The organism is Streptomyces sp. NBC_01224 (assembly GCF_036002945.1).
Classification (GTDB): Bacteria; Actinomycetota; Actinomycetes; order Streptomycetales; family Streptomycetaceae; genus Streptomyces.
This window is the reverse complement of sequence record NZ_CP108530.1, coordinates 319930-342990: the sequence shown is the minus strand read 5'-3', so window position 1 is coordinate 342990 and position 23061 is coordinate 319930. Positions and strand designations below refer to the sequence as shown.

At 69.9% G+C, this 23061-nt stretch carries 23 protein-coding genes and 3 pseudogenes; 12 read left to right on the top strand and 14 right to left on the bottom strand.

Annotated features, from left to right (window positions below):
• Positions 1-200: 200 nt before the first annotated feature.
• From OG609_RS45855 to tap, 8 genes are all read right to left on the bottom strand, one after another.
• Entirely contained in the window at positions 201-560 is a 360-nt protein-coding gene (locus OG609_RS45855) for a helix-turn-helix domain-containing protein (protein WP_327270833.1), read from the bottom strand.
• Complete coding sequence (locus OG609_RS45850) at positions 557-1636, bottom strand: tyrosine-type recombinase/integrase (protein WP_327270834.1); 1080 nt, start codon at positions 1634-1636, stop codon at positions 557-559. Before OG609_RS45850 ends, OG609_RS45855 begins: the two co-directional genes overlap by 4 nt.
• 119 nt (positions 1637-1755) lie before the next feature.
• Positions 1756-2148: an ATP-binding protein gene (locus OG609_RS45845; RefSeq protein ID WP_327270835.1), complete on the bottom strand. Its 393-nt coding sequence runs from the start codon at positions 2146-2148 to the stop codon at positions 1756-1758.
• On the bottom strand, positions 2145-3806 hold the full coding sequence (locus OG609_RS45840) for a transposase (protein ID WP_442818052.1): 1662 nt from the start codon (positions 3804-3806) through the stop codon (positions 2145-2147). Before OG609_RS45840 ends, OG609_RS45845 begins: the two co-directional genes overlap by 4 nt.
• Before the next feature lie 103 nt (positions 3807-3909).
• Positions 3910-5178 carry an ATP-binding protein gene (locus OG609_RS45835; protein WP_327270837.1) on the bottom strand — a complete coding sequence of 423 codons (1269 nt, stop codon included), beginning with the start codon at positions 5176-5178 and terminating at the stop codon, positions 3910-3912.
• A 310-nt stretch (positions 5179-5488) separates the two neighbouring features.
• Positions 5489-6583, bottom strand: a complete 1095-nt coding sequence (locus OG609_RS45830) for a hypothetical protein (RefSeq protein WP_327278656.1) — start codon at positions 6581-6583, stop codon at positions 5489-5491.
• Between the two features lie 145 nt (positions 6584-6728).
• Positions 6729-7286 (bottom strand): telomere-protecting terminal protein Tpg, encoded by a 558-nt coding sequence (gene tpg / locus OG609_RS45825; RefSeq protein WP_327278655.1) that lies wholly within the window; start codon positions 7284-7286, stop codon positions 6729-6731.
• A 10-nt stretch (positions 7287-7296) separates the two neighbouring features.
• A complete protein-coding gene (gene tap / locus OG609_RS45820; RefSeq protein WP_327278654.1) occupies positions 7297-9546 on the bottom strand; it encodes a telomere-associated protein Tap in 2250 nt (749 codons plus the stop codon).
• Positions 9547-9683: 137 nt separating this feature from the next.
• On the opposite strand from tap, the gene OG609_RS45815 reads away from it, so the two are divergent.
• The 5 genes from OG609_RS45815 (at position 9684) to OG609_RS45795 (ending at position 13426) form a co-directional block, all read left to right on the top strand.
• Positions 9684-10301: a zeta toxin family protein gene (locus OG609_RS45815; RefSeq protein WP_327278653.1), complete on the top strand. Its 618-nt coding sequence runs from the start codon at positions 9684-9686 to the stop codon at positions 10299-10301.
• An 83-nt stretch (positions 10302-10384) separates the two neighbouring features.
• Positions 10385-10774, top strand: a complete 390-nt coding sequence (locus tag OG609_RS45810; protein WP_327278652.1) for a class I SAM-dependent methyltransferase — start codon at positions 10385-10387, stop codon at positions 10772-10774.
• Positions 10775-10857: 83 nt separating this feature from the next.
• On the top strand, positions 10858-11604 hold the full coding sequence (locus tag OG609_RS45805; RefSeq protein WP_327278651.1) for an ABC transporter ATP-binding protein: 747 nt from the start codon (positions 10858-10860) through the stop codon (positions 11602-11604).
• A complete protein-coding gene (locus OG609_RS45800; RefSeq protein WP_327278650.1) occupies positions 11601-12854 on the top strand; it encodes a DUF7224 domain-containing protein in 1254 nt (417 codons plus the stop codon). Before OG609_RS45805 ends, OG609_RS45800 begins: the two co-directional genes overlap by 4 nt.
• A complete protein-coding gene (locus OG609_RS45795; protein WP_327278649.1) occupies positions 12851-13426 on the top strand; it encodes a hypothetical protein in 576 nt (191 codons plus the stop codon). The genes OG609_RS45800 and OG609_RS45795 overlap by 4 nt, the downstream gene beginning before the upstream one ends.
• Positions 13427-13586: 160 nt before the next feature.
• Here the strand turns inward: OG609_RS45795 and OG609_RS45790 are convergent.
• Positions 13587-13748, bottom strand: a pseudogene (locus tag OG609_RS45790) (pirin family protein); the annotation flags it as partial.
• Here OG609_RS45790 and OG609_RS45785 point away from each other — a divergent pair.
• Together OG609_RS45785 and OG609_RS45780 are read left to right on the top strand one after the other, a co-directional pair.
• A pseudogene (locus tag OG609_RS45785) lies at positions 13693-13935 on the top strand (hypothetical protein); the annotation flags it as partial. The pseudogenes OG609_RS45790 and OG609_RS45785 overlap by 56 nt on opposite strands.
• Before the next feature lie 77 nt (positions 13936-14012).
• The gene (locus OG609_RS45780) at positions 14013-14201 is read left to right on the top strand and encodes a hypothetical protein (RefSeq protein WP_327278648.1); all 189 of its coding nucleotides are present in this window, start codon (positions 14013-14015) and stop codon (positions 14199-14201) included.
• Between the two features lie 166 nt (positions 14202-14367).
• Here the strand turns inward: OG609_RS45780 and OG609_RS45775 are convergent, their stop codons facing one another.
• From OG609_RS45775 to OG609_RS45760, 4 genes and pseudogenes are all read right to left on the bottom strand, one after another.
• Positions 14368-14808, bottom strand: coding sequence for a VOC family protein (locus tag OG609_RS45775; RefSeq protein ID WP_327278647.1), 441 nt, complete (start codon positions 14806-14808; stop codon positions 14368-14370).
• Positions 14809-14950: 142 nt separating this feature from the next.
• A pseudogene (locus tag OG609_RS45770) lies at positions 14951-15962 on the bottom strand (IS701 family transposase); the annotation flags it as partial.
• Positions 15963-17019: 1057 nt separating this feature from the next.
• Complete coding sequence (locus OG609_RS45765; RefSeq protein ID WP_327278646.1) at positions 17020-17691, bottom strand: response regulator transcription factor; 672 nt, start codon at positions 17689-17691, stop codon at positions 17020-17022.
• Positions 17688-18863: a sensor histidine kinase gene (locus OG609_RS45760; RefSeq protein WP_327278645.1), complete on the bottom strand. Its 1176-nt coding sequence runs from the start codon at positions 18861-18863 to the stop codon at positions 17688-17690. The genes OG609_RS45765 and OG609_RS45760 overlap by 4 nt, the downstream gene beginning before the upstream one ends.
• Positions 18864-19090: 227 nt before the next feature.
• Here OG609_RS45760 and OG609_RS45755 point away from each other — a divergent pair, with 227 nt between their 5' ends.
• Positions 19091-20011, top strand: a complete 921-nt coding sequence (locus tag OG609_RS45755) for an ABC transporter ATP-binding protein (protein ID WP_327278644.1) — start codon at positions 19091-19093, stop codon at positions 20009-20011.
• Positions 20008-20841, top strand: coding sequence for an ABC transporter permease (locus OG609_RS45750; RefSeq protein ID WP_327278643.1), 834 nt, complete (start codon positions 20008-20010; stop codon positions 20839-20841). Before OG609_RS45755 ends, OG609_RS45750 begins: the two co-directional genes overlap by 4 nt.
• A 381-nt stretch (positions 20842-21222) precedes the next feature.
• Here OG609_RS45750 and OG609_RS45745 read toward each other — a convergent pair whose 3' ends face one another.
• Positions 21223-21411 (bottom strand): hypothetical protein, encoded by a 189-nt coding sequence (locus OG609_RS45745; protein WP_327278642.1) that lies wholly within the window; start codon positions 21409-21411, stop codon positions 21223-21225.
• A gap of 17 nt (positions 21412-21428) precedes the next feature.
• Between OG609_RS45745 and OG609_RS45740 the strand changes: the two genes are divergently transcribed.
• The 3 genes from OG609_RS45740 to OG609_RS45730 all read left to right on the top strand — a co-directional run bounded on the left by OG609_RS45740 (position 21429) and on the right by OG609_RS45730 (position 23048).
• On the top strand, positions 21429-21623 hold the full coding sequence (locus OG609_RS45740; protein ID WP_327278641.1) for a hypothetical protein: 195 nt from the start codon (positions 21429-21431) through the stop codon (positions 21621-21623).
• A gap of 487 nt (positions 21624-22110) precedes the next feature.
• Positions 22111-22320 carry a hypothetical protein gene (locus OG609_RS45735; RefSeq protein WP_327278665.1) on the top strand — a complete coding sequence of 70 codons (210 nt, stop codon included), beginning with the start codon at positions 22111-22113 and terminating at the stop codon, positions 22318-22320.
• A complete protein-coding gene (locus OG609_RS45730; RefSeq protein ID WP_382909777.1) occupies positions 22317-23048 on the top strand; it encodes a restriction endonuclease in 732 nt (243 codons plus the stop codon). The genes OG609_RS45735 and OG609_RS45730 overlap by 4 nt, the downstream gene beginning before the upstream one ends.
• Positions 23049-23061: the final 13 nt, after the last annotated feature.

The window sequence follows — 23061 nt, the reverse complement described above, 5'->3', positions numbered from 1 at the left end:
GCATGCCGCGCACAGGTCCTGGGCGGAGCGCCGTGGTGCGCCGCAGAGCGTGCAGGTGCGTGAGCACCAGGGGCAGCGGCCGGTGTCGGGGTGCAGCCAGCGCAGTCGGTGGCAGGCCGGGCAGTTGTCTTTGACACGAGAGGGTGTGGCACGGGTGGTCGTGGGCGGGTCCGTCGCGGGGTGTGCGGGGCGGGGTGCGGTCACAGCGGTGGCAGGGATCGGTGGCTGGGCACGGGCTGCTGTCGAGGTGGTGGGGTGGTGCGTGGTCCAGGTGGTGGGGGTATGGCGGGCTCGCCGACGGTAAGCAGGTCGCCTGGGGTGCAGTCCAGGGCGGCGCACAGGGCGGCCAGGGTAGAGAGCTTCACCTGGGAGGGCTGTTTGGTGAACAGGGCGGACACCGATGCCGCAGACAGCTCGAGACCGGCCCGCTCGGCGAGCAGGCGGCGCAGTTCGGTGCCGGTCCAGATACCGCGCTGTGCCGCGGTCATCCGAAGTCTCCACTCCACCTGCGGTGGCGGGGGCATGGGCTCGACGGCGTGCAGAGGGGGTGGTGTGGTCATGGGTGTCCTGCCCTGGGGTCAGCTGGCCAGGTTAGTGACGGCGGTCGACGTGGCGCGGCGCCAGGCGTCTTCGACGAAGGTGAGCGAGGGCCGCACGTAGGCCATCGTCGAGGCGATGTGCCAGTGACCGAGGAGCTGCTGGACGGTGAGCAGGTCCATGCCCTTCTCGTAGTGTGGGTCGCGCAGGCCCGGCGCAGATCGTGCGGGGTGAACCGGTCGTCTGCGGGGCGGCCTTCCAGGTCCAGGAGGTGGCAGAGGCGGTCGCGTACGGTGTCCGGCTTCAGCGGCTGGCCGTGGGCGTCGCAGAACAGCGGGGCGGTGTCGGGGAAGAAGGGGCGTACGTCTCCCAGGTACCAGGCGAGGATCTGGTCCAGTCCGTCGAGCATGGGTGCCCATCTCGGGCGGGGCCCCGAGGTGTTGGCCGCCTTGCCGAATCGGACGTGGAGTTTGCCTGTCGGGCCGAGTGCGGGATGGACGTCGCATTGGTCGAAGCGAATGGCTTCGCTCACTCTGGGAGCGGAGTGGTAGAGGGTGCGCAGCAGTGCGTAGTCCCTTGCCGCGGCCGGGTAGTCGGACGTGGTGGTCAGGCGCTGGCGGGCGAAGGCGAAAAACGCGGTGAGGCGCTCGGCGGTGGGCGGCAGGATGCGCGGGGTGTCGTCGAAGACATGGCGCAGCCGGTTGAACCGGTCCAGCGGGTTGGCCACTGGGGTGCCGTACAGGGTGCGGATCTCGGTGGCGTAGCGGGCCTGGATGAAGGTGTGGAACGTGCGGAGCATCTGCAGGTACTGGCGTCTGGTCCCCGCCGCCCGCCCCGCCACCACCAGGGAGTGGAGCATCGCGTCCACATCGGCCGGCTCGATCTGCCACACCGGCCGGTCATAGTGGTCCAGCACCCGTTGCAGCAGCGACGTGTAGCAGCCGATCGTGGTGGGAGCGAAGCCTCTCGCTGTCCATGTCGAGGCGAATGCCTGCACGCAGCGGGTCTGGAACGCCCACACATCGGGTACCTGCCCGGCCTCGGGAGCAGGGCCGCAGAGCCCGCCCTCGACCAGCCGAAGAAACGGCTTCCCCGCCACACTCCACCACCAACCAGCAATGACTCTTGGTTAAGGCGGCACCTGAACAACCTCTGTGCCACCGAATCCATCAACGAGACAGCTGCAGAAAAGCAACCCTCACCTCACGAATAACCCGGTCATCCACACGCCTCCCCGTTGAGCCACTGGGCCTCATCCACCAGGAAGGTACGGGGGCGCTCGGCCAGGGCGGTTTTCAGCAGGCGGTCGAACTCGCTGGGGTGGCGCGGTGGTTCCCCGGCCAGGTCGAGCGCGGTGAACAGTTCGTAGCGCACCGCTCGGGCGGTGGGCCGGGCCCGGAAGGTGATCTTGCGGACGTCCTCGTGCGGTTCGAGGTTTCGCAGGCAGGTGTTGACGGCGAGGGTCTTGCCGAAGCCGGCGCCGCCGTGGATGCACATCATGGCGCGGGCGGCGACGGTGTCGGTGATGTTCTCCCGGGCGGTGAGCAGGGCGCGGGTGGTGACCACGGACGCATCGGGCAGGTCGACGTACTGGTAGGTGGCCGCGGTCACGAGGCGTCTCCGTCTTCGTCGGTGGTGGGACGTGCGGCCCGTCCGTCCGAGCCGTCCGGGGCTGTAGCGGTGGAGTCACGGCCGGACGGGAGCGGGACGGGCAGGCCTGGCGTGGTCAGCGCGGCCAGGGAAGCTGGGGTGCGCCAGTCGGCCGGGGGCGCGGCGGGCGGGATGAGGTCCGGCAGCGCGATCTGCGCGAGGTCGGTGTCGGCAGTCTGGGCAAGTTCCGCCTCGGCCTGCGCGGTGGTCAGCGCGCCGAGCCGCCGAGGCGCCTCCGGCTGGTTCACGGCGGCGTAGCGCTCGCGTTGGGAGGCCTCCAGGTCCTTCTTCAGGCGGCGGGTGCGGGCGGCCCGCGCTCTTCGTACAGCGCTGATCTGTTCGTCGGTGGCCTGGTCGGCCAGGTCCGCGGGACCCAGGTAGCGGCCAGTGGCGGCGTGGTAGACCTCGATGCGGTGGTCGTGGTGGGGCATGAAGCGGACCCTGACCTGGATCCCGGCCTGGCCGGTCATCCACGGCCCCACGTAGTCGCGTTTCCTGAAGCGGATGCCGCGGGTGGTCAGCGTGCGAGTGCCGGCGTCCTCCAGGGTGAACGTCCACAGATCTGTTGCGGGCACGTCCCGCAGCGGGGTGGGATCGTCCTGCCACGCCTCAAGCGGAGTCTTGCCCCGCAGCGGCGCCGGGCGGTGCTCGGTGTTCCACCAGAGCGTCCAGGCCAGCAGCCGGGCGGTGAAGTCCTCGAAGCCGAGCAGCACTTCGTCCTTCGGGCGGGAAGCCCGTTTGCCGGGGCGGGGCTGGCGGGCGTAGCCGGGCAGCGCGGCCAGGAACATGCTCTCCACCGCCCGGTTGAGGCCCTCCACGGTGCCCTTGAGGTGGGGGGTGTAGGCGGGCAGGTCCTCCACCGTCACGTCCAGGAGATCGAACGCGGCGGTCACCGTCCTGGACAAGAAGTCCTTGCCGCGGTCCACCCGTACCTTCTCCGGCAGACCACCGAACGGACCGTAGGGCTCCTCCCGCAGGACCGCAGAGCGCAGCGCGGCCAGCACCGACTCCCGCGACGGATGCACCGGCGTGACGGCCACCCCGGTGATCGCGTTGGTGGCGCAGTCGGTGAACCAGGTGATCCACGGCCTGCGGGCCTTGCCCTCGACATCGACCAGCACCGGCGCCTGCATGTGGTCGGTCTCCCACACCTGGTTGCGCCAGCCCCGCGGCCGGGCCAGGAACACATCATGCTTGCGCGCCGCCCGCTCCCCACCCGCAAGCCCGGCCCGCTCCCCCGGCATCAGATCACGACGGATCGCCCGGTGCAGCGTCGTCAACGACGGCACATCCGGCGGCAGAGCTGTACCCGGCGGCGGCCCGGCCTGTGTACCGACATCAGCTACTGGGCGCCCGGCCGCGCGGGCAGCGAGCTCACGCTGCACCGCGGCGACATTGCCCTTCCACAGCGCCAGCAGCGCGCGGACCTCCGGTGTGATCGTGAACCTCGTGCCGGTCTGGGCCCGTGCCCCGGGCTCGTCAGCTGCCCGTTCGTCGCGGCCGGCTTCGGCCAGCCACCGCCACACGGTGCGCTCCGACACCCCCAGCGCATCCGCCGCCACCCGGACATGGCCGGTCTTCAGCTCGCCCCGCACCCGCAGAGCGAGCAGCCGACGCACCGCCACACCGCGCAGCGCGGTACGCGACGCTTCCGGAAGCCCGCCCCGCCCGGCGCCGACCGCACCACCGTCTTCCATCTCCCCCTCCTGTCCGCACATTCGCTCAGACCGGAGGGCTCAAACGCCGGAACAGACGCCGCAGCAGCGCCCGGTCCACCGTCGCATCCGGCACGGTAAGCAGCGCGTTCTGCAGATGCGTCGTCAAGGCAGCCCAGGTACGGAAGACACCGTGCGTGCAGGACTGGTCGATCCACGCCACCTCCCCACCCGCGACGCCAGCCCACAGCGGATGAAAGGCAGACACCGTCGCAGCCACCTCGCTCCCGGCGAGACGCCCTACCTCCTGCCACGCGCAGACCCGCGACGCCAACTGCGGCACACGCGCCACCGCGCGCTCGCTACCCGCCCCGCACAGCACCAGCGCCACCCGGGCCTGCGGGTGGTCCCACAACGACTGCAGATACTCCAGACACGGCGCTGGCAACCGTTGTGCCTCATCCACCACCAGCACCCGAGCCTCGTCCAGGGCGCCGACGATCCGCTCATCGGCCTCGGCCGAACGGTGCGGAAACCGGCCCGGCAACACCAGAGCCTCGAACACCGCCCGCCGCAGTTCCGACACCGACGGACGCACCGGCACCCGCACCCACGACACGCCCCAGCCCACCGGCGGATCCGACAGCGCCATCCGCAGCGCCACCGTCTTGCCCCGCCCCGCATCCCCGAACACACACGCCGCGCCCCCGGCCGCCATCGCCTGCCCCACCGCCTCGGCCACCGCACGCACCGACGCCGTACGCACCGCCTGAGCCCCCATCGGCACCACCACGCCCGGCACGTCCCCCGCCGGCGCGGCCTCCCGCCCTGCGGGCGTCAGCTCAGCCGGACCAGCCGCGGCACAAGCAGACGGCGTGCCGGTGCCCACACCCGCGACGGCAAGGTCTGCCAGAGCCTGCCGGGCCTCCCGCTCAGCCCGCGCCCGGCGTACCACGGCACGGTCCGGCAACACCCGCCCCGAGGCCAGCTCACGCTGAACCGCTCGGTACACCGAAGCCAGCGACACTCCCGCATCCCCGTCCCCGCACTCCTTCAAATGCCGGTAGAACACAGACACATTGCCGCCCGCCTGCGCCAGTACCTCCCACGCCTCCTCCGACAACTCGAACCGGGAACGCCTCCGACGCTCCACACGGCCCTCACTGCGCGCCGCCTCCACCCACCGCCACACCGTCCGCGGATGCACCCCCGCCAACTGCGCCCCCGCCCGCACATGCGCCGACGTCACACCACCAGCCGCATCCAGCTGAAGCAACCGCCCCACCAACACCGGCCGCGACACCGAGACCAAGCCCTCAAGCTCCCGCTCCCCCACCCGGTCCTCCCCCGGCCACACGCCCGACAGAAGACCACCGTGAACCCACCCGCCCCGCAAAAAGATCAGAAATACCGTTCCCGTGACAGCGACACGAGATGGGGTGTACCGCCCCACGACAGTGGCATCGGCAACAGACACCACCCCACGTCAGTGACCCCGCCCCGACCTCAACACCCCACCAGCACAAACACCCCCACCTGACACCCCGTCACTGACACCCACCCACTGACACCAAACCGGCACATCGCAGTCGGACGCGCAGCATGCCAGGGGTCCGGACCAGGTGGTCCGGACCCATGCGCTCGGGTCACGCGCCGCCAACGTGGGCCGTGGGCTGCGGAACCGAAGGAAGGCTGTCCAGCACGGCTTGAAGCAGCACGTTGATGTACGTGCGAGGCGGCAGGTCGTCCATGTTGAGGAGGCTGGGCTTGGTGCTCATCGGTCGGTGCAGGGCGTCATCGCCGCTGTTGCGGAAGGCGGTGAGCTTCTTGATGTATGCCTTGTCGGTCTGGCCGAACGCCACGTTGGCTACCACCTGCTCGAACGTACGGTGCCCGAAGGCGGGCGGGACATGGTCGAGGATGGCGCGCAGCAGCATCTGGCAGGCGTAGGTGTGCCGATCGGCGTGGTTGGCGTTGAGCTCGCCCACCAGGGCGAGCAGCTTGTCGAGCTGGAGAGTGGTGTCCTTGGCTTCCAGGGCGGCGATCAGAGCTTCGTCGACGTAGGGGCCTGGGGCGGCGCTCGTCGCCGGGGCCGGCATGACGGGGGCAGTGCCCGGGATTTCGCTCGCCTGGGCGGTGATGAGGCGGGTGGTGGTCTGGACGTAGTCGTGGAGGGTCTTGGCCTCCTTGTACTGGCGGATCTCCCGGCGCAGCTCACGCCACCAGGTGCCTTCCGCCGCGGTGCCGCCACTGGAACCGCCCCATGTCGCCGGTTCCAGCGCCAGGACGCCCGGGAGCCTGGCCACGAAGCGCTTGGGCAGCCCTGGGACTTCCCGCTCGATGTCGGCGAGGGTGAACTGCGGCCTGGTGGCTTCCTGCGTCGAGATGGGTGCGCTGCGCTGCATTCCGATCAACGTGTGGAGGACCCGCAGGAAGGGGTCGCTCACATACGGCTCGAGTTCGGGCAGGTGCAGGCAGGCCGCGATGGTGAGCGCCGGGCGGTCGTCATCGGCGATGTAGGAACCGTTATGCGAGGTGAGCCCGTAGGAGGGCCCGAAGTGGCCGCGGGAGCCGACGCGGGGCAGAGAGCGGATCAGCTTCTCCGCGTCGAGGCCGTAGTTGTCCAGGGTGGCGACGGTGAAGGACCAGACGGGCCACACGTCTTCCATGAGGTACTGCTGCGCCATGGTGCTCAGGAGCGTCGTCTGCTCCTGGGAGAGCTTGGCCGTCAGGTCGTTCAAGGGGTCCGTCCTTCCAGGCGGCGCGGTCGCGCCCCGTTCACGGGTTAAGGCAACACGGAGACAGGACGTGTTGTACAGCGTCGTTGGAACACGAGCGGGCCCGGACCAATTGGTCCGGGCCCGCGGGCTGTACGGGGCGCGGCTGCTACAGGTCGAACTCCAGGTGCTCGATGTCCGTGAAGCGGACTTCCTCCAGGGAGCCGGCGCGGCGGCCGCCGTCCTGGAAGTACACCTCCTTGAGCGCTTCGGCAGCGATCTCCCGCAGCTGCTGGTCGGTGGCGCCCCGCTCCTGGGCGTCGAAGAGGCGGGCGGCGTACTGCGGCGGCAGCGCCACCGTGAGGTGCCGGATCCGGTCCTGGTCGGTGGAGCCGATCGGGGCGGTGTAGCCGAGGCGGGCGCGGGTGTCGATGACGATGCCGCCGGTGCTCGCCGCCTGCTCGCGGGCCTTCGCCCGGATCTGCGGCTGCCACCTGGCCTTCACCTCGCGCTCTATGCGGGCGGCGAGGTCGCGGCGGGGCTTCTTGATCTGGTCCTTCACGTACCGCTCGACGGTCCGCTGAGAGACCCGCAGCATCTGGGCGACCGCCTTGGTGCCCTTGAGCTGCTTGACCAGGTACCGCATCTGCGCGCCGGCCGACTTCGGGATCGGGCGGGTGAATGCCTTCTGCACCGCCTGGTCCAGGCCGTCCCCGAACATGCTCATCGCGGTCTACCTACTCTCCGTTGTCCTTGTCGGTGACGGTGCCGTCCTTGATGTACCGGGCGAGGTTGAGCTCCGGGGCGTTGAACTGCTCGCGCACGCCTTCGCCCCACAGCACGCTCTGCGTGCCCTCCCACTTGACCAGGCCGGGGTTGACCCCGAGCTTGAAGCCGCCGGGCAGCGGCTTGCCCTCCCGGTAGGGCAGGAAGTCCAGCGGGCTCTCGCCGTCGGTCGCGTACACGGCGCAGTCGGAAAGGATGGCGACCGGGTACTGCCCGGTGAACGCGGCGTGCTTGACGATCTTGCGGTGCATGTTGATCCGCGTGCGGGAGATGATCGCGGCGCGGATGTCCGGCCGCCACGTCGGCCGGGACAGCGCACGCCACGGCTCGCCGGGCCGCCACCCCTCGCCCCGCGGGCGCTCGCGCAGCTTCCCCAGGCCGCCCTTCACCGTCGCCTTGATCGCGGACACCACGATCGCCAGCTCCGGGTCACGGCCACGGTAGCCGTCCATCGCCGCCAGGAAGTCGGCCGGTGACAGGTCCGCGTCGACACCGAGGTCGGCCATCGTGGCGAGGTAGGCGTCGCGCAGCCGGTTGTACCAGCCGTCCAGGTAGCGGCCGTTGTCGTACCGGACGTACGCCTCGATCGGCGCGACGTCGTAGCCGAGCTCCACCGCGTAGGCGACGGTGGGCGTCGCGTACCAGGCCGGGCCCTCCGGGCGCTCGCCCTTCGGCGTGAACGGGCTCGGCAGCAGGCCGGCCTCCAGCTCCGCCCACTTGTCCTTGCCGACCTTCACCCGGGACAGGTCGACGTGCGACAGGTCCACCAGCCAGCTTCCCGGGAGCTTCGGGTCGAACACCGGCTGCTTGACGTGCGTCGGCGCGCCGAGGCCTACGATCAGCCCGTTCGCTCCGGCGGCGAAGGCCATGTTCACGTCGATGCCCACCAGGTTCCGGCGCAGGCATTCGGCGTCGGTGAGGGGCCGCGCCCAGTCGTACGCCTCCTCGAACAGCTTCTCCGACGGGCCGCGGACGTGGAAGCGCGGCAGATCCTTGAGGAGCGGGTGCCCGTCCGGGGCCTCGCACGGCGCGCAATCGACCGGGTCCTTCCCCAGCGAGCCGGGGTTGTGCTCGGAGTGCCGCTTACCGTCGGCGTCCGGCTCGGAGGCCCGGGTCGGCGGGTGCAGCGCGGTCATCAGCTCCAGGCCGGTCACGGCGGTGGAGCCGCGCGGCGTCATCACCCGGGACGCGTACACGCCCAGGACCCGGGCGAGTTCCGGCGGCGGAAGCTGCCCGGCCTCGCCCCAGTGCCGGGTGTCCAGCGCCTGCCAGGACGGGATGCACAGCTGCACGCAGGCCCGCTCCGAACCGGTGGCGGGGCGGTAGATCCGCGCCCACGGCCCGAACCCACGCTTCGTCAGCTTCCACTCCGCGCGCACCAGCTGCTTGATGACCTTGTGGCCCTCCGGCAACCGCCCGGACAGACGCTCCTCCTCCGTGAGAGCGACCGGCAGGCCGTAGCGCTCCAATGCTGACTCGGTGAGCACGAGCAGCGGGTCGGCCGACTTGCCCGGACCGGACAGCTTCGGCTGCCCGAGCTTCGCCTCCTTGAGCGTCCAGTCCACCAAGGTGGGCAGCGACTTGGCGGGCACGTCCAGGACCAGCCCGCCGACGCAGTACGCCAGCACCTTCCCGTCCTCGACATCGACGACCGCCAGCGGGCCGTTCTCGAAGCGCGGGTCGGTGCCGCCCGCCGGGGTTCCGGCCGGGGCCGCCTTCTTCGCGCCCGGGCGGCGCGACGTCGACGACGTCGGCCTGGTGGTGCGCGCCGGACGCGGCGCGGCCGCCGGAGCAGCGGCGACGGGGGCAGGGTTGGTCTGGGTGTTCTCGGATGCAGTCATGGCCGCAGCGCCGGGCGCCGGGCCTGTGGACAGAGTCCGCGCTTCCGGGGCCGGGGCGGGCGCGGCAGTGAACGTGGCCGGCACCGCAGCGTCCTGGACGGGCGCAGCCACGTCGGTCGGGGCGGGGTAGAGCTCCGCGAGCTTGTCCAGCAGCCGGGCGTATGCGTCGCGCTCCGGCGGGCGGGGCTCGGTCTTACCGGACTCCCACCCGCTGACTGTGGCCCGGCGCACCTTCAGCGCGCCTGCCACCTCGTCAATCGTCAGGCCGTGCGCGGCACGCAGCCGCTTGCGCTCCGCCGGTGGCGGCAGCGTGGCGCGGGACGCGAGCAGCGCGTCGACCGCGTCGAACAACTCGGACATGGAACACCTCCTGACCAACACCCTACCCCACAAACCGTACAACTAGCGTACGCACACCGTACGAATGACGTTCTTTTTGCGTACGGGCGTTATGTTGACCTTGATCTGTCAACAGCTAGAGCCGTCCGGGGGAACCGATGGAAGAGCGCAGCGTCGCGGGCGCTATGTCCGAGCGAGAGAGCCGTCAGGCGCTGCAGCAGGTGATCCTCCCGGCGTTCACGCAGGGCGCCGCGCGCCAGAGCCACCCGGTCGTCGTCATCGTTGGCGGCCAGCCCGGCGCGGGGAAGACCCATATCGCAGACCTGGTCCAGGGCGTCCTGAACCGCCGGGGCGGCGCCGTGCGCGTCGCCCGCGACCTCTACAAGGCCACCCACCGGCACTACGACGCGCTCCTGGCCGCCGATGTCCGCACCGCCGGGGCGAAGGTCCGGCCGGACACGAGCCGCTGGCAGGCCGAGGTCGAAGAACACATCCGGGTCCGCCGGTTCGACGCGGTCGTCGAATCCGCCCTCGCCGATCCCGACGAAACCCGCGCGTCGTCGGCGGCATATCGCCGGTCCGGCCACCGGATCGAGGTGGTCGCGCTCGCGACCCCGGAGGCCCTGCGCCAGCTCGGGATCCTGGACCGCTTCCTGACCGAAGCGGTCCACGCCGCAGGCGGGCGGTGGCTTCGTTCACGTCCAGCAGCAGCGTTTGTCGTCGAGTTTCGACAGCAGTTGGCGGTCAGCGCACTCGCAGATGTTCACGGGAAATGACGGCACCGTCGTCAGTGAGGGGGTTCGCGCCGATCACGGGACGACCAGGGCCTCCGGGGAATCAGGCACGGTAGTTTCGGTCCATGTCCAAGACATCGGTGGCGTGCTTCTACGACGAACTGGCCGACGACTACCACCTGATCTACCCAGACTGGGACGTGAGCGTCCGTAGGCAGGGGGACGCCCTGGACGCCCTGATCGGCCAGGACCGTGCGGCGGTGCTCGACTGTTCCTGCGGCATCGGCACGCAGGCCATCGGCCTGGCGCTGCACGGACACCGCGTCACCGGGACCGACCTCAGCCCCCGCGCCGCCGCCCGCGCTGCCCGTGAGGCCGCCCGCCGGAGCCTGAGCCTGCGCACGGCCGCCGCCGACATGCGACGCCTCCCGTTTCCCGACGGCCAGTTCGACAATGTCAACGACGCCCTGGTGGGCGTGCATGTCTGGGTCAAGTCACTGACCGTAACGTACTAAGCGCCTCCTCTCCTTCAGGGCTACACCACACTGCGCAAGTGCAGCCCCGAAGGAGGGCTCCTCTTTCTGCCCCGAGGGACCCCATGCCCCTGCATTACCAGTCCTGCACCTTCCGATACGGCAGCAGGTCACGTCCGATCCTCGACCGCCTGGACCTGGCGTTCTCGCCCGGCCACACCGTACTTCTCGGCCCCAACGGTGCGGGCAAGAGCACCCTGCTCTCCCTTGGCGCCAGCGCCTTGTTCTCGCATTCGGGACGCGTCCAGTACGGGGAGCTCGATCCGGCCAACCGCAAACAAACGCGGGAATACCGAAACAAGGTCTCCTGGCTACCGCAGCGTCCAGGGTTCCTTCCCGGGCTGACGTGCAGAGAGCATGTGGCTTACGTGGGCTGGCTCAAGGGCATGCGGGAACGCGACGCCTGGCACGCCGCGCTGGGCGCAATCGAACGAGTCGGCCTCACAGAAAAGATCGACAGCAAGATCAAGACATTGTCCGGCGGTCAGCAGCAGCGAGTCGCTATCGCACAGGCACTCGTTCACGATGCCGAACTGCTGCTTCTCGACGAGCCCACCGTCGGACTCGACCCGCATCAGCGGCGCCGGCTCCTCGACTTGCTGGTTTCGCTGCGCGGCAAGGTCCATGTGATCGTCTCCACTCACGACATCGGCGACCTCGACGAGGCTTTCGACGAGGTCGTGGTCCTTGAATCGGGGAGATCGAGGTTCAGGGGAACGGTCAAGGAGTTCGCTGACCGTGCCGCACCGGACTGTGCGCCTGGCCGACGCCTGGAGAGCGCCTACGCGTCACTCCTGGAGGCTGCCGAATGATTACCTGGGCAAATCTCCGTGCCTCGGCCACGCCCTGGCTGGTGCTTCCCCTCTCGATATACGCAGGCCTGTACGTCGACGACGCCGCCTTCACCGCACCGTCGAGGTATGGGGTTGAGTCCGGTGAACTAGCCGCCCACGCCGTCGCGGCCATCGCGCCGACGGTGGCCGCAGCTGCCGCGTGGGAGGCTGGTCGTCATCGTCTGCTCGGTGCTTTGAGTGCCACCGGCCAACGCAGCGCGGCACGGCAACTCTTGCGGGCTGTCACACCGGTCTTGATCCTTCTGCTCGTACTCGTCATCGGGGCACTCGTCGTGGCCCACCATGCGGCGGGCGTGTTGCCCGGTGGGGCCGGGTGGCTCGCTGTGGCGCACCTGATCGTGCTGCCCCTCGGCTGGTTGGCCATCGGCTGGTGCCTCGGGCTCTTGATGCCCAGGAGTATTGCGGCACCCGCTGCTGGTATCGGCTGCTGGGCGTGGCTGTCCATGCCGCACGCGATGTCCAACTCCTGGATGCGTCACCTGGGTGGCTTCATCGACGGGCTGTCGACCGTCACCGATGTGGTCACCCCGGCTGTCTATTTCGTGCCATGGGGTGTTGTTGCTGGTTTGGCACTCGCCTTCTGGGTTTTGGCCCGGATGCGCCGACGTGCCTGGGCGGTGGCCATTGCCTTTGCTGTGGCGGCAGTCACCTTCGTCGCCAGCCGGGCTTTGGTGATGGACTGGGGCTACCAGAACCCGTCCAGCCCACGCACCGTTGCCATGGCTTGTACCGGGCAAGCACCGAGGGTGTGTGTACCACCGGAGTACGAGCCTTACGCCGAACAGTTGCAGCGAGACGCCCTGGCTCCGATCGCACGCTTGAAGGGTGCCGGAATAGCTGTCCCGAAAGAGCTGCGCGTCGCCTCGGCGAAGGTTCCGCTCAAGGCGGGCACGTGGCCGTTGTACTGGTCGCTGCCCCCGCGCGGGGGCAGTCAGGACCCTGCCGAGTACGCCGCAAATCTAGCGGAATCCGCAGTAACCGGAACAGCGGCGCTCGCTGGTGTGGATGACTGCCGACAGCCAGGTTCTCCCGCCGCCGCCTGGGCTGCTCTGGTGGTTGGAGTGGACGAAGAGGGTGTACGGGCGGCGCTGCCCCCTACGGAATGGTCGGCACTCCAGAAGATTCGCCGGCTTCCCGCTGCCGAGCAGGCCGACTGGTTCACCAAGGCGGCTGCGAGCCAGAAGCACTGCAACGGGGCCGTCTCATGAACCGCTATGCGATCACTGTGCGCCGCTGGTGGAGCGCCCCTGCGGCGCTCGCCCTGCTCGTCGCGGTGTGCTGGACGGTGGGGGCGAGCGAGGTCCCTGTCCCAAGCCTGTTTGGGGCCACGGGCAGTGCCCAGCTCGCCTACTTCACCCCCGTCCTGATCGTCATCGCCGTCATGTATTGCCTGGACCGGCATCTACATGACGTTGAGACCACAGCGGTCCAACCCGTCCAGCGGTTTGATCAAGGTGCCATCATTCTTACTGCGGCCCTCGCACACGCGGCCGGATTGGTGGTGGGGATGGACATCGCCCGCAACGTCACTCTCCTTCTCGCCCTCGGGCTCCTCACACGCCGCCTCGCCAATGAAGCTACGGCGGCGGGAGCAGGGATGATGTTTCTCGTCATCAACCTCATTCTCGGCCGCGTCTACAACCCCGATGGCCACAAAGCTCACGCCTGGTGGGCCGTTGCCCTCTACCCTTCGAACAGCATGACAGCGTGGCTGGTGGCGGTTGCCCTGTTCGCGCTCGCACTCCCGTTGGCGTTCTCGCGAACTTCAGCTACTCGCTGATACCTCAATCCTGCTGTCATATTGCCCCCGTCACGGCGCAAACCCGCTTGGGGCGTGCACCGCCAAGTGGGCTGCCAATAGTTGGGGATTTCGGACCAGCCGTTCGCGGTCCCCGGGCGGGCGAGACGGCCCTCAAACGACGGCGGACGTGCCGCCCCGTTCAACCCGACAGCTCCCAGATCAGCACCTCGGCCGTCCCGGCCGTCTCTGCCGCGACCAGCTCCAGGCCTGCCTCCCCCGTGATCCGCGCCGCGTCCGGGACCGCCGTGCGTTCCCCGGCGGCCAGTCTGCGGACGTGCAGCATCGCACCGGCCGCCGGGACCTTCGGCGCGACGTCGCTGAACAGATCCCATGGCAGGCCGATCGCCCGCACCGCCAGGAGCTTGTCGATCTTGGTGAGCATCGTCTCCAAGCTCACGTTGCCCGGCGCTTCCCTGATACTCCCGCGCCTGACCCGGATGAGCCATAGCGACGCCGTCCTTGGAATGGTCCCAGGCGGGTCCGCGGCGATCACCGCCTGCGCCAACGACCTTGACGCGGACAGCCGGGTGGTGGCGTTCATGCAGGTTGGAGTGGCTGGCTGCGGTTGCACGGCGGCGGCCAGGAGCTCGACGGCATCGGCCTCGTACGGGTCCCTGAACAGCTGGTGGTCGCTGACGTCGAACGGCGCAGGCCGCGCGGTGACCGTGAGCCCGGGGACGACGGTGGTCTCCCGCCCCTCCAGCGTGGCGGTGAGACGGTCGGCGTCCTGGGAGGCGTGCCCGGCCTGGCCTGACTTGTCAGGCTCCTTGGAACCAAGTGGTCAATCGCCGTTCTTGTTGGAACCACTTCCGAAGATCCCGACCATGGTTCCGCCCATAAGCCGCTTGCGGGAACTCATTGGGGGCCGAGAGACGGTTGCGGTGAACGCGGCGCTCCGCAGGGAGCAGCCTCGCACCCTGTCAGCCCTCAGGCCGGGCAGCGGCGACGCAGAACTCATTGCCTTCCGGGTCGGCCATCATGATGTGGTGCCCGTTGAACTCCTCCAGAGTGATACCGCCCGCCTTCACCAGCAGCTCGGACTTCGCCCTGATCCGTGCCCACCGCTCCTCGGGGCTGCCGTGTCCTGGCACCCGGACGTCGATATGGAGTCGGTTCTTCGCCGTCTTCGGCTCGGGGACCTTGAGGATGGAGAGCCGGGGCCCGATGCCGTCGGGATCGCAGAGCCATGCCACGTCGTCCACTGAGTCGTCCGCCGGCAGGTTGAAACTCGCGTGCCACTCTTCGCGGGTCTTGAAGGGAGCGGGTGGCGGCTCATCGACATAGCCCAGCGCCGCTTTCCAGAAGCCGCCGAGGAGCTTCGCGTCCTTGCAGTCGAGGGTCAGACTGATCCTGGTTGCCATGTCGGGACAGTACTGCGCACCTCTGACAGTCGCGGCTGAGCTGACGGAGCGGCCGGCCGCTGTATGTCGCGGTGGCAGGTGGGGCATGTGCCGGTCCATGCACGTATGTGGTCCTGGAGCGTGTCGAGGACCTGGTAGAAGGTCAGGCCGGCGCTTGGGCTTTTGGGTCGAGGCGGCGGAGGGTGAGAAAGGCGTGAGCTGCGGTGACCAGGGCGGCGTGGTGGTGCCAGCCACGCCAGGTGCGGCCTTCGAAGTGGTCCAGGCCCAGGCCGTGTTTCATCTCGCGGTAGTCGTGCTCGATCCGCCAGCGCATCTGCCAGCCGGACCAGGTATCGCAGCGGGGTGTCGGCGGGCAGGTTGGTCAGCCAGTAGTCGGTGAGCGTCTTCTGACCAGTGGGCCATTCGCTGAGCAGGGCCAGGGCGGGCAGAACCCCGTCCCACGCGGAAGAGCCTCCCGCCTGGGCCATCGCATGGGTGCGGGCTGCGACACCGGCCGGACGCACACTCTGCACCCGGAATCTCGAGCGCATCGGACCTTGGGAACCTTTGCGCCAGGTCGCCTGCCGATAGGCCTTGCGACCGGATTCGGCAGCCAGGCCTTTCAGCGAGAGCGCCTTGGTGCGGTAGCGGGCGGCGGGCTTGCGTCCGTTCCCGCTCCAGGCCGGCGCGGTGGGCACAGCGTCGTACGGGTGGGCGGATTCATCCGCCCGCACCGCGACGACGAAGTCCAGGCCGCGGTCGGTCAGGGCCTGCCGGAATGCGTTGTTCTGGCCGTACCCGGCATCCGCGACAATCACCTGCGGCGCAAGGCCCCAGGAGACCGCCTCGTCGATCAGGTCCAGGGCCAGCCGCCACTTCTCCCGGTGCCCCACTTCCTCAGGGATGCCGGCCCTGGACCGACGGGCGGTGTCGTCCTGCCACTGCTGCGGCACGAAAAGCCGCCACGAGATCGGCACGGAGGCGGTGTCGGACGCGGCATGCAGACTCACCGCTACCTGGCAGTTGGACTGCTTGCCCAGCGCCCCGCACCACTGCCGGGCCACCCCCACCGACATCTTCCCGTCCTTGGGGAACGACACGTCGTCGATCACCCACACCTCAGGATCGACTACTGGCACCGTTTTGACGGCCACCGCACGCAACACCGCGGCGGGCCGGCGGCGGCAGTCCATCAATACCCGGGCGGAGCAGAGGGTCGACAAGGAGCTGAACGCCGAGCTGAGGAAGGTCCGGGGCAAGGAGGGCATGCTGCTGCGGGTCCCGGAGGCGGCGCTGTCGGAGCCGTCCGGCACGGTGCGGCGGGTGATCTATCCGGTGGTCGGCGGGGAGAAGACGTTGAAGGCGCTGGCGGCGGAGGCCGCGGCGAACGAGGCTCGCTACAAGGCCCGGGTCCGTACGGTGCTGCGGTCGTCGTATTCGGCGCACTGGCGCCGGATGCTCTCGCCGCTGCTGGGCGCGCTGGAGCTGAAGTGCAACAACACCGCCTACCGGCCGGTGATGGACGCGATCGACCTGCTGAAGCGCTACCTGGAGCAGCCGCTGAAGGAGGGCGCGTTCTTCGATCTGGCGGAGAGCGTGCCGCTTGCGGGGGTGGTGCCCGAGCAGTGGCGGGCGGCGGTGGTGGACGACAAGGGCCGTGTCGAGCGCGTCCCGTACGAGCTGTGCGTGCTGGTGGCGCTTCGGGATGCGGTGCGGCGCCGGGAGATCTGGGTGGTGGGGGCGAACCGGTGGCGTAACCCGGAGGACGACCTGCCAGCGGACTTCGAGGACAACCGGGACGTGCACTACGCCGCGCTGGGCCAGCCGCAGGACGCCGGGGAGTTCATCGGCGCCCTGCAAGGCAAGCTCCGTACCTCGCTGGACCGCTTCGAGCAGGCTCTCGCAGAGGGCACGACAGGCGGGGTGGCGATCGTCAAGAAGCACGGCGAGCCGTGGATTCGCGTCTCCCCACGGGCGAAGCAGGAGGAGCCCGAGAGCCTGGTGGCGGTCAAGGGCGAGATCGAGCGGCGGTGTCCATCCGGGCGACGGTGCCCAGCCCGCGCACTCCGCAGGGGGAGGCAGCAAGCATCCCAGCGTGACGCTCCGGGCCTGGCCGGAGCCGTGCCGAAGACGACGTTGCCCGGGACGCTGAAGAGTCCCGGGCAACGTCGTGAGCGGCGGCAGGGCTGTGCGAGGAACGGACCAGGAAACCGGTGTTGCTGTCAGACGCGCTCAGCCGGGCAGCGTGACGAGCCCCGTCTCATAGGCGGTGATCACGAGCTGAACCCGGTCCCGGGCGCCCAATTTGGTGAGCAGGCGCGACACGTGCGACTTGGCGGTGGCCACCGTGATGAAGAGGTCCTCCGCGATCTCGGCGTTCGACCGGCCGCGCCCGACCAGGGTCAGGACTTCCCGTTCCCGCTCGGTGATGCCCTCGACCAGCCGTGGGGAGCGTGCCGGGGCGGCTTCGGGGCGCCCGGCGAACTCCGCGATCAGACGACGCGTGACACCCGGGGCGATCAGCGCGTCGCCGGCGGCGACCACACGGATCGCCGCGAGGATGTCGTCGAGCGCCATGTCCTTGACCATGAAGCCGCTCGCTCCGGCCCGGAGCGCACCGTAGACGTGGTCGTCCTCGTCGAAGGTGGTCAGGACGAGGACGCGGGCGGTCGCCGGACCGGCGGTGATCAGTCGAGTGGCCTCGATCCCGTCCATGCCGGGCATCCGGATGTCCATCACCACGACGTCGGGGCATAGGTCCCCGACCAGTTGGACCGCCTCGGCGCCGGTGGACGCCTCGCCGACGACCTCCAGGTCGGGGTGGTCGGCCGTGATCACGCGCAGGCCGGACCGCACCAGCGGCTGGTCGTCGACGAGCAGGACGCGTACGGGACTGCCGGTCATCGGGCCTGCACCGGAACTACGGCGGCGTCGGGCAGGGGCAGCCGCGCCGCCACCCGGAAGCCGCCCTCGGGACGCGGCCCGGCGCTGAGGCGGCCGTGCAGCAGAGCGACCCGCTCGCGCATGCCCACGATGCCGAAGCCGTGGGCCGGGCCGTCCTCGGTGGCGCCGCGCCCGTCGTCGACGATTTCCACGGATAGTTCCCCGTCCCCGTACTCGATGGTCACCCGGCAGTGTCCGGTGCCCGCGTGGCGGACCACATTGGTCAGCGCCTCCTGGACGATACGGTAGGCCGACAGGTCGATGTCGGCGGGCAGCGGGCGCTGTTCCCCGCCGCGGCGCACGTCGACGCGTACGCCGGCGTCCGCCGTCGTCGCCGCCAGCCGTTCGAGGTCCGCCAGACCGGGCGAAGGCGTGAGCGGTGCCCGCCCCGAAACCTCTGCGTCCGGGTCTGCCTGACGGAGTGCCACCAGCGTGCGCCGCAGGCCCGACAAGGTCTCTCTGCTGGTGGCTTCGATGGCTCGCAGCGCCTCGTGGGCCTCCGCGGGCTGTGTCCGGATGACCCGGCTTCCCACCCCGGCCTGGATGGCGATGATGCCGATGCTGTGCGCGACCATGTCGTGCAACTCCCGTGCGATCCGCAGCCGTTCGGCGATGACGGCCTCGGCCACCTCCTGCGCGCGCAGCGCCACCGCGTGCTCGCGGCGCTCGCGGCTCAGCAGACCGGCCGTGCAGGCCGCGGCCATCGCCAGGAGGGTGATCACGAGGTTGACGGTCAGGCTGTCGCCGTGCGCGAAGCCGCCGACGAGCAGGAGCTGGACGACGAGGGATGTGGCCGCGGCGACGGTCGAAGCCCGCCGCGCGCGGGTGGCGACGATGTAGCCCAGGACGAGGTCCACCGCCAGATACGACAAGAACTGGCCCTGGTACGAAGCCGACAGATCCACGCCGGCGGAGCTTGGGGGACCCACCACCACGGCCGTGGATCCGAACAGCGCCATGGTCAGGGCCAGGACCGGCCCGCGTCGCAGGACGCCGACGAGCAGGCTCGCCGCCAGCAGTGCCCCGATGCCGTGGACCGTGCCCGAAGCCCGCGGCGTGCCTCCTATGAGCAGACCTACCGCGAGGAGGTACAGAACACCCCCCACCCAGGCCATGACCTTCGTTCTCGTCATCGGCGGTGTGCCCTCTCGAGGCGGTGTGCCCACTCAAGAGAAAGGTCATGCCCTGCGACGCGTGCAGGCAACGGGGTGGTCGGGATGTCGTTCATCCCGCGAGGCTATCCAGCCGCCGACTCTGCGGCATCGGCCCGTGGGCGTACGCCCACGGGCGAAGGCGGCCGCAGGTGATTGCCGCCCACGGCCCCATGACCGGACGGGGCCCTCCCGGCAGGGTTGTCCATGTGATCGAAGTCAACGAACTCACCAAGCGTTACGACGGCAAGACCGCCGTCGACCAGCTGTCCTTCACCGTGCGGCCGGGCCAGGTCACCGGCTTCCTCGGCCCCAACGGAGCCGGCAAGTCCACCACCCTGCGGATGATCCTCGGCCTGGAAGCCCCCACCTCGGGCACCGCCACCGTCAGCGGAGTCCCCTTCCGCAGCCACGCCCGGGGACTGCGGCACGTCGGCGCCCTCCTCGACGCGGGCCAGGTCCACGGCGGACGCACCGCCACGGCCCACCTGTCCGCCCTGGCCCGCAGCAACGGGATCTCCCCGCGCCGTGTGGACGAGGTCCTGTACGAAGTGGGATTGACCGACGCGGCGAACCGCCGCATCGGCGGGTTCTCGCTCGGCATGAAGCAGCGCCTCGGAGTGGCCACCGCCCTGCTCGGCGACCCGCCGGTGCTGATGTTCGACGAACCGGTCAACGGCATGGACCCGGAGGGCGTGCTCTGGATGCGCCGCCTCTTCCAGCGCCTCGCGGCCGAGGGCCGCACGGTCTTCCTCTCCAGCCACCTCATGTCGGAGATGGAGAACACCGCCGACCAGCTCGTCGTCATCGGCAGGGGCCGGCTCATCGCCGCCGAATCGGTACGGGACTTCGCGGCCCGCAGCACCGGCCTCGGAGTGGTGGTGGGCACGCGGCAGGCAGCCGAGCTGACGACGGTGCTGACCGCCGCCGGCGCATCGGTCGAGCCGGAGGGATCGGCGGGCGCCGAGAAGCTCGCCGTGACCGGACTGCCGACGGACCGGATCGCCGCGCTCGCCTTCGAGAACGGGATCCTGTTGAACGAGCTGACCTCCCGAACCGCCTCGCTGGAGGAGGCCTTCATGGAACTCACCGCCGACAGCGTCGAATACCAGGCAGGACAGCCCCGATGACCACACACGCCTCCGCCCTCGCGACCACTTCGGCCGCGTCCCTCGCCGAGCCGCCCGCCCGCTTCCGCGACCTGATCACCTCCGAGTGGATCAAGATGCGGTCCCTGCGCTCCACCCCGTGGGCCCTCGCCTTCATCACCCTGTTCGTCATCGGGTCCGGCGCCGTGGCCACACTGGCGGACAAGGCCGCAGGCTCCGAACCCGGTAGTTTCCTGGCCTACGACGCCTTCCCGTCGACCGGTTACATGACGCTGATGCTCGTCGCCGGCAGCATGGGCGCCCTCACAGTCGTGAGCGAGTACAGCAGCGGGCTGATCCGCACCACTACCGTGGCCGTCCCCGCCCGTGGTGCGGTGGTGCTGGCCAAGGCAGTCGTCACCGCCGTGCTGTGGACCGCGGTCGGCACGGCCGCCTCCATCGGATCCTTCCTGGTCTCCCAGGCCATCCTGGACGGGCACGATGCCAGTGTTCCGATCACCCACTCCGACGTGTTCCGGCCGCTGGTGGCATCCGCGTTGCTGGCTCCGGTGTGTGCCTTGGTCGGTCTGGGCCTCGGCGTTCTGCTCCGGCATGCCGCCGGGACCATGCTCACCAGCGTCTTCACCCTGCTGATGCTGCCCACCATGTTCTCGGAGAGCAACCGCTGGTCGGCGGACGTCAAACACACGATGGTGTCGGCCGCCTGGACTCGTCTGGTCCAAACTTGGGAGCCGGATCCCGGATCCCTGGGCTACACCGCCACTCTCCCCGGCTCCTGGATCGTGTACGCCCTCTGGCCGCTGGTCGCGGTCGCTCTCGCGGTGGTCCTCGTACGGCACCGCGACGTGTGAACGTGCCTCCGAAACGCGCGTATGCCGCCCCTGCCCGGATGTAGCCAGAACAAGGGGCGTGGTTCATGACCAGCAGCGGTCCGCCAGACGGGCGATGTAGGGGATGCTCTAACTGGAAAACATGCTGACCTGCAATTTTCCAGCTGGGTCAGCATTTGGGTCAGTCTGCTGGCCCTGCACCGCACCCGCATCAGCCAGTACGTCGAAGGCCCCTCACTTCACCCTGGAAGTGCAGGGCCTTCGACGTCTGCTACAGCAGACGTCGAACCTGCTCGGTGTCCTCGTCACCTCGTCGCCGGTTGCCCATCGCGGATTGATCCCGGCGTCGAGGGCGCGTTCGGCTTGCGCCTTCGCGAATTGCGGCTTGCCGGAGCAAGGGCTTTACGGGCAGCCGCTGTTCGAGGAGGCCCGCCAGGCGGTGCGCGAGACCCGGGCGCACCACAGGACCACCAGGTCGTCTTCGACCACATCGACCGGTACGGCGAGACGTCCGCGAGGCGGTTGTTCAGCCATCAGCTGGTCGACCAGGTGCAGCGCCTTTCGGGCACGCACCACCTGGTTCTCGGGCACACCACCTGGGGGCAGGCATGAGCGGGGGCGAGGTGTCCGGGGTCGACCTGGCCCGGGTCGCGCTGCGGTCCGCGATGGAGGCGGCGCGGAAGAACGGCGGCGGCCGTACGGCGAAGCAGAAGCCGCGCCCGGTCCGTACGGTGCGGCACGACGGGCGCGAGCCGATGGGCCTCGGTGCCGCGATCGGCGCGCTGGTCACCGAGCGGGCCTGAGAGCTCCCGGCCGCCGGCGCTTCCCTGCGGGAGCGGTGGGCGGCTATCGCCCCCGACCTGGCCGGGCACGTCGCCACCGTGTCGTACGAGCCGGACTCCGGCCAGCTCACTGTGTGACCGGAGTCGTCGGCGTGGGCGACGAAGGCCCGCCTGGAGCAGACCCGGGTCATCGCGGCCGCCAACAAGGCAGCGGGCCGCATCGTCGTTCGCGCCCTGCGGATCCTGCCACCCGGCGCCGTGCCCGTACCCGAGCCGGTCGACGTCGCTCTGGTGTCCCCGGCCGACGTCGCCGTGGGCCCGGTGAGGACGCGGGAGACGGGACGGGCCGCGCCGTTCACCTGCGGAATCCGGCCAGACAGATCGCTTTACTGCCATTCACCGGCAACTCGGCCACAGCGCCACTGAGCTCGGGCTACACAAGAGGGCTGGGGTGGGCGTCCGCTGCCCTCTTGTGAGGACGGTCGTGCTCTGGTGGGAGGTCCGGCGGTTGCTGACGATCAATGTGGCTGTGCTGCTCGCGGTCATCGTCTTCATCCGGCTGCGCCGGCGTACGGAGGCCAGGAGCCGGTTGGACGAGAAGTTCACCGTGGTCATCGTTCTGGCGCTGGGTGTGCTTATCGCTCCGACTCCGGTGGGACGGGGGGTCCTGGATTTCCTGGGCCAGCTCGCGAGCGGTGTTACGCAGGCCGGCCGATGAGTCCCCGTGCCCGCAGGGGGCGGGTGGCGACGACCAGGCGCCCGTCGGCGCGGCGGCGTACCCGGAGGCCAAGCAAGCGGCGGCAGCGCGCAGACGACCGGATGATCGGTCTCCTCGTGGCTGCGGCCCTGGCCATCGCCCTGGCGGTGACCGTCGTCAACTGGCTGCTGGCTCACTGGTGGATCCTGATCGTCATCGGCGCGCTCGCGGTGCTGGCAGGCGGCGGCTGGCTCTACCAGAAGCAGCAGAGAGCGCGGTGGGAAGCGGTCCGCGCGCAGGGTCTGCGGTACGGGCTGTCCCAACTGGATGCCCTGCACCACTCCCGGTTCGAGGACGCGGTACGGGACCTGATGCGCCGTGACGGCTGCCGGGACGCCGTCCGGGTGGGTGGCGGCGGAGATCTGGGCGCCGACGTGAAGGCCACCGATCCCTACGGGCGGCGCTGGGTGATCCAGTGCAAACACCGCCGCAACGGCCTCGCCGGCTCCGCGGTCGGCACACCGGAACTTCAGGTTCTCAACGGCACCGCCCGCCAGGTCCACAGCGCCGACATCGCGGTCATCGTGACGAACGGCCGGGTCACCGCGCCCGCCGTGGCCTTCGCCAAGCAGCAGCGCCTCCACGTTGTCGACCGCCACACCCTCGCCGTGTGGGCGTCCGGCTCACGCCCCCTGTGGGAACTGCTGCGGGCCGTCCCGCCGCCCCGCAAACCGACCGCCCTCTCCTGAGCAGACCGGGGGC

Bases quoted from the DNA above. Each gene is read 5' to 3' on its own strand.
- OG609_RS45815 (WP_327278653.1), top strand. From the start codon at position 9,684: ATGGAAGAGCGCAGCGTCGCGGGCGCTATGTCCGAGCGAGAGAGCCGT.
- tpg (WP_327278655.1), bottom strand. From the start codon at position 7,286: ATGAGCATGTTCGGGGACGGCCTGGACCAGGCGGTGCAGAAGGCATTC.
- OG609_RS45760 (WP_327278645.1), bottom strand. From the start codon at position 18,863: ATGACGAGAACGAAGGTCATGGCCTGGGTGGGGGGTGTTCTGTACCTC.
- OG609_RS45855 (WP_327270833.1), bottom strand. From the start codon at position 560: ATGACCACACCACCCCCTCTGCACGCCGTCGAGCCCATGCCCCCGCCA.
- OG609_RS45810 (WP_327278652.1), top strand. From the start codon at position 10,385: ATGTCCAAGACATCGGTGGCGTGCTTCTACGACGAACTGGCCGACGAC.
- OG609_RS45765 (WP_327278646.1), bottom strand. From the start codon at position 17,691: ATGACCGGCAGTCCCGTACGCGTCCTGCTCGTCGACGACCAGCCGCTG.
- tap (WP_327278654.1), bottom strand. From the start codon at position 9,546: ATGTCCGAGTTGTTCGACGCGGTCGACGCGCTGCTCGCGTCCCGCGCC.
- OG609_RS45800 (WP_327278650.1), top strand. From the start codon at position 11,601: ATGATTACCTGGGCAAATCTCCGTGCCTCGGCCACGCCCTGGCTGGTG.
- OG609_RS45805 (WP_327278651.1), top strand. From the start codon at position 10,858: ATGCCCCTGCATTACCAGTCCTGCACCTTCCGATACGGCAGCAGGTCA.
- OG609_RS45795 (WP_327278649.1), top strand. From the start codon at position 12,851: ATGAACCGCTATGCGATCACTGTGCGCCGCTGGTGGAGCGCCCCTGCG.
- OG609_RS45775 (WP_327278647.1), bottom strand. From the start codon at position 14,808: ATGGCAACCAGGATCAGTCTGACCCTCGACTGCAAGGACGCGAAGCTC.
- OG609_RS45750 (WP_327278643.1), top strand. From the start codon at position 20,008: ATGACCACACACGCCTCCGCCCTCGCGACCACTTCGGCCGCGTCCCTC.
- OG609_RS45730 (WP_382909777.1), top strand. From the start codon at position 22,317: ATGAGTCCCCGTGCCCGCAGGGGGCGGGTGGCGACGACCAGGCGCCCG.
- OG609_RS45740 (WP_327278641.1), top strand. From the start codon at position 21,429: ATGAGCGGGGGCGAGGTGTCCGGGGTCGACCTGGCCCGGGTCGCGCTG.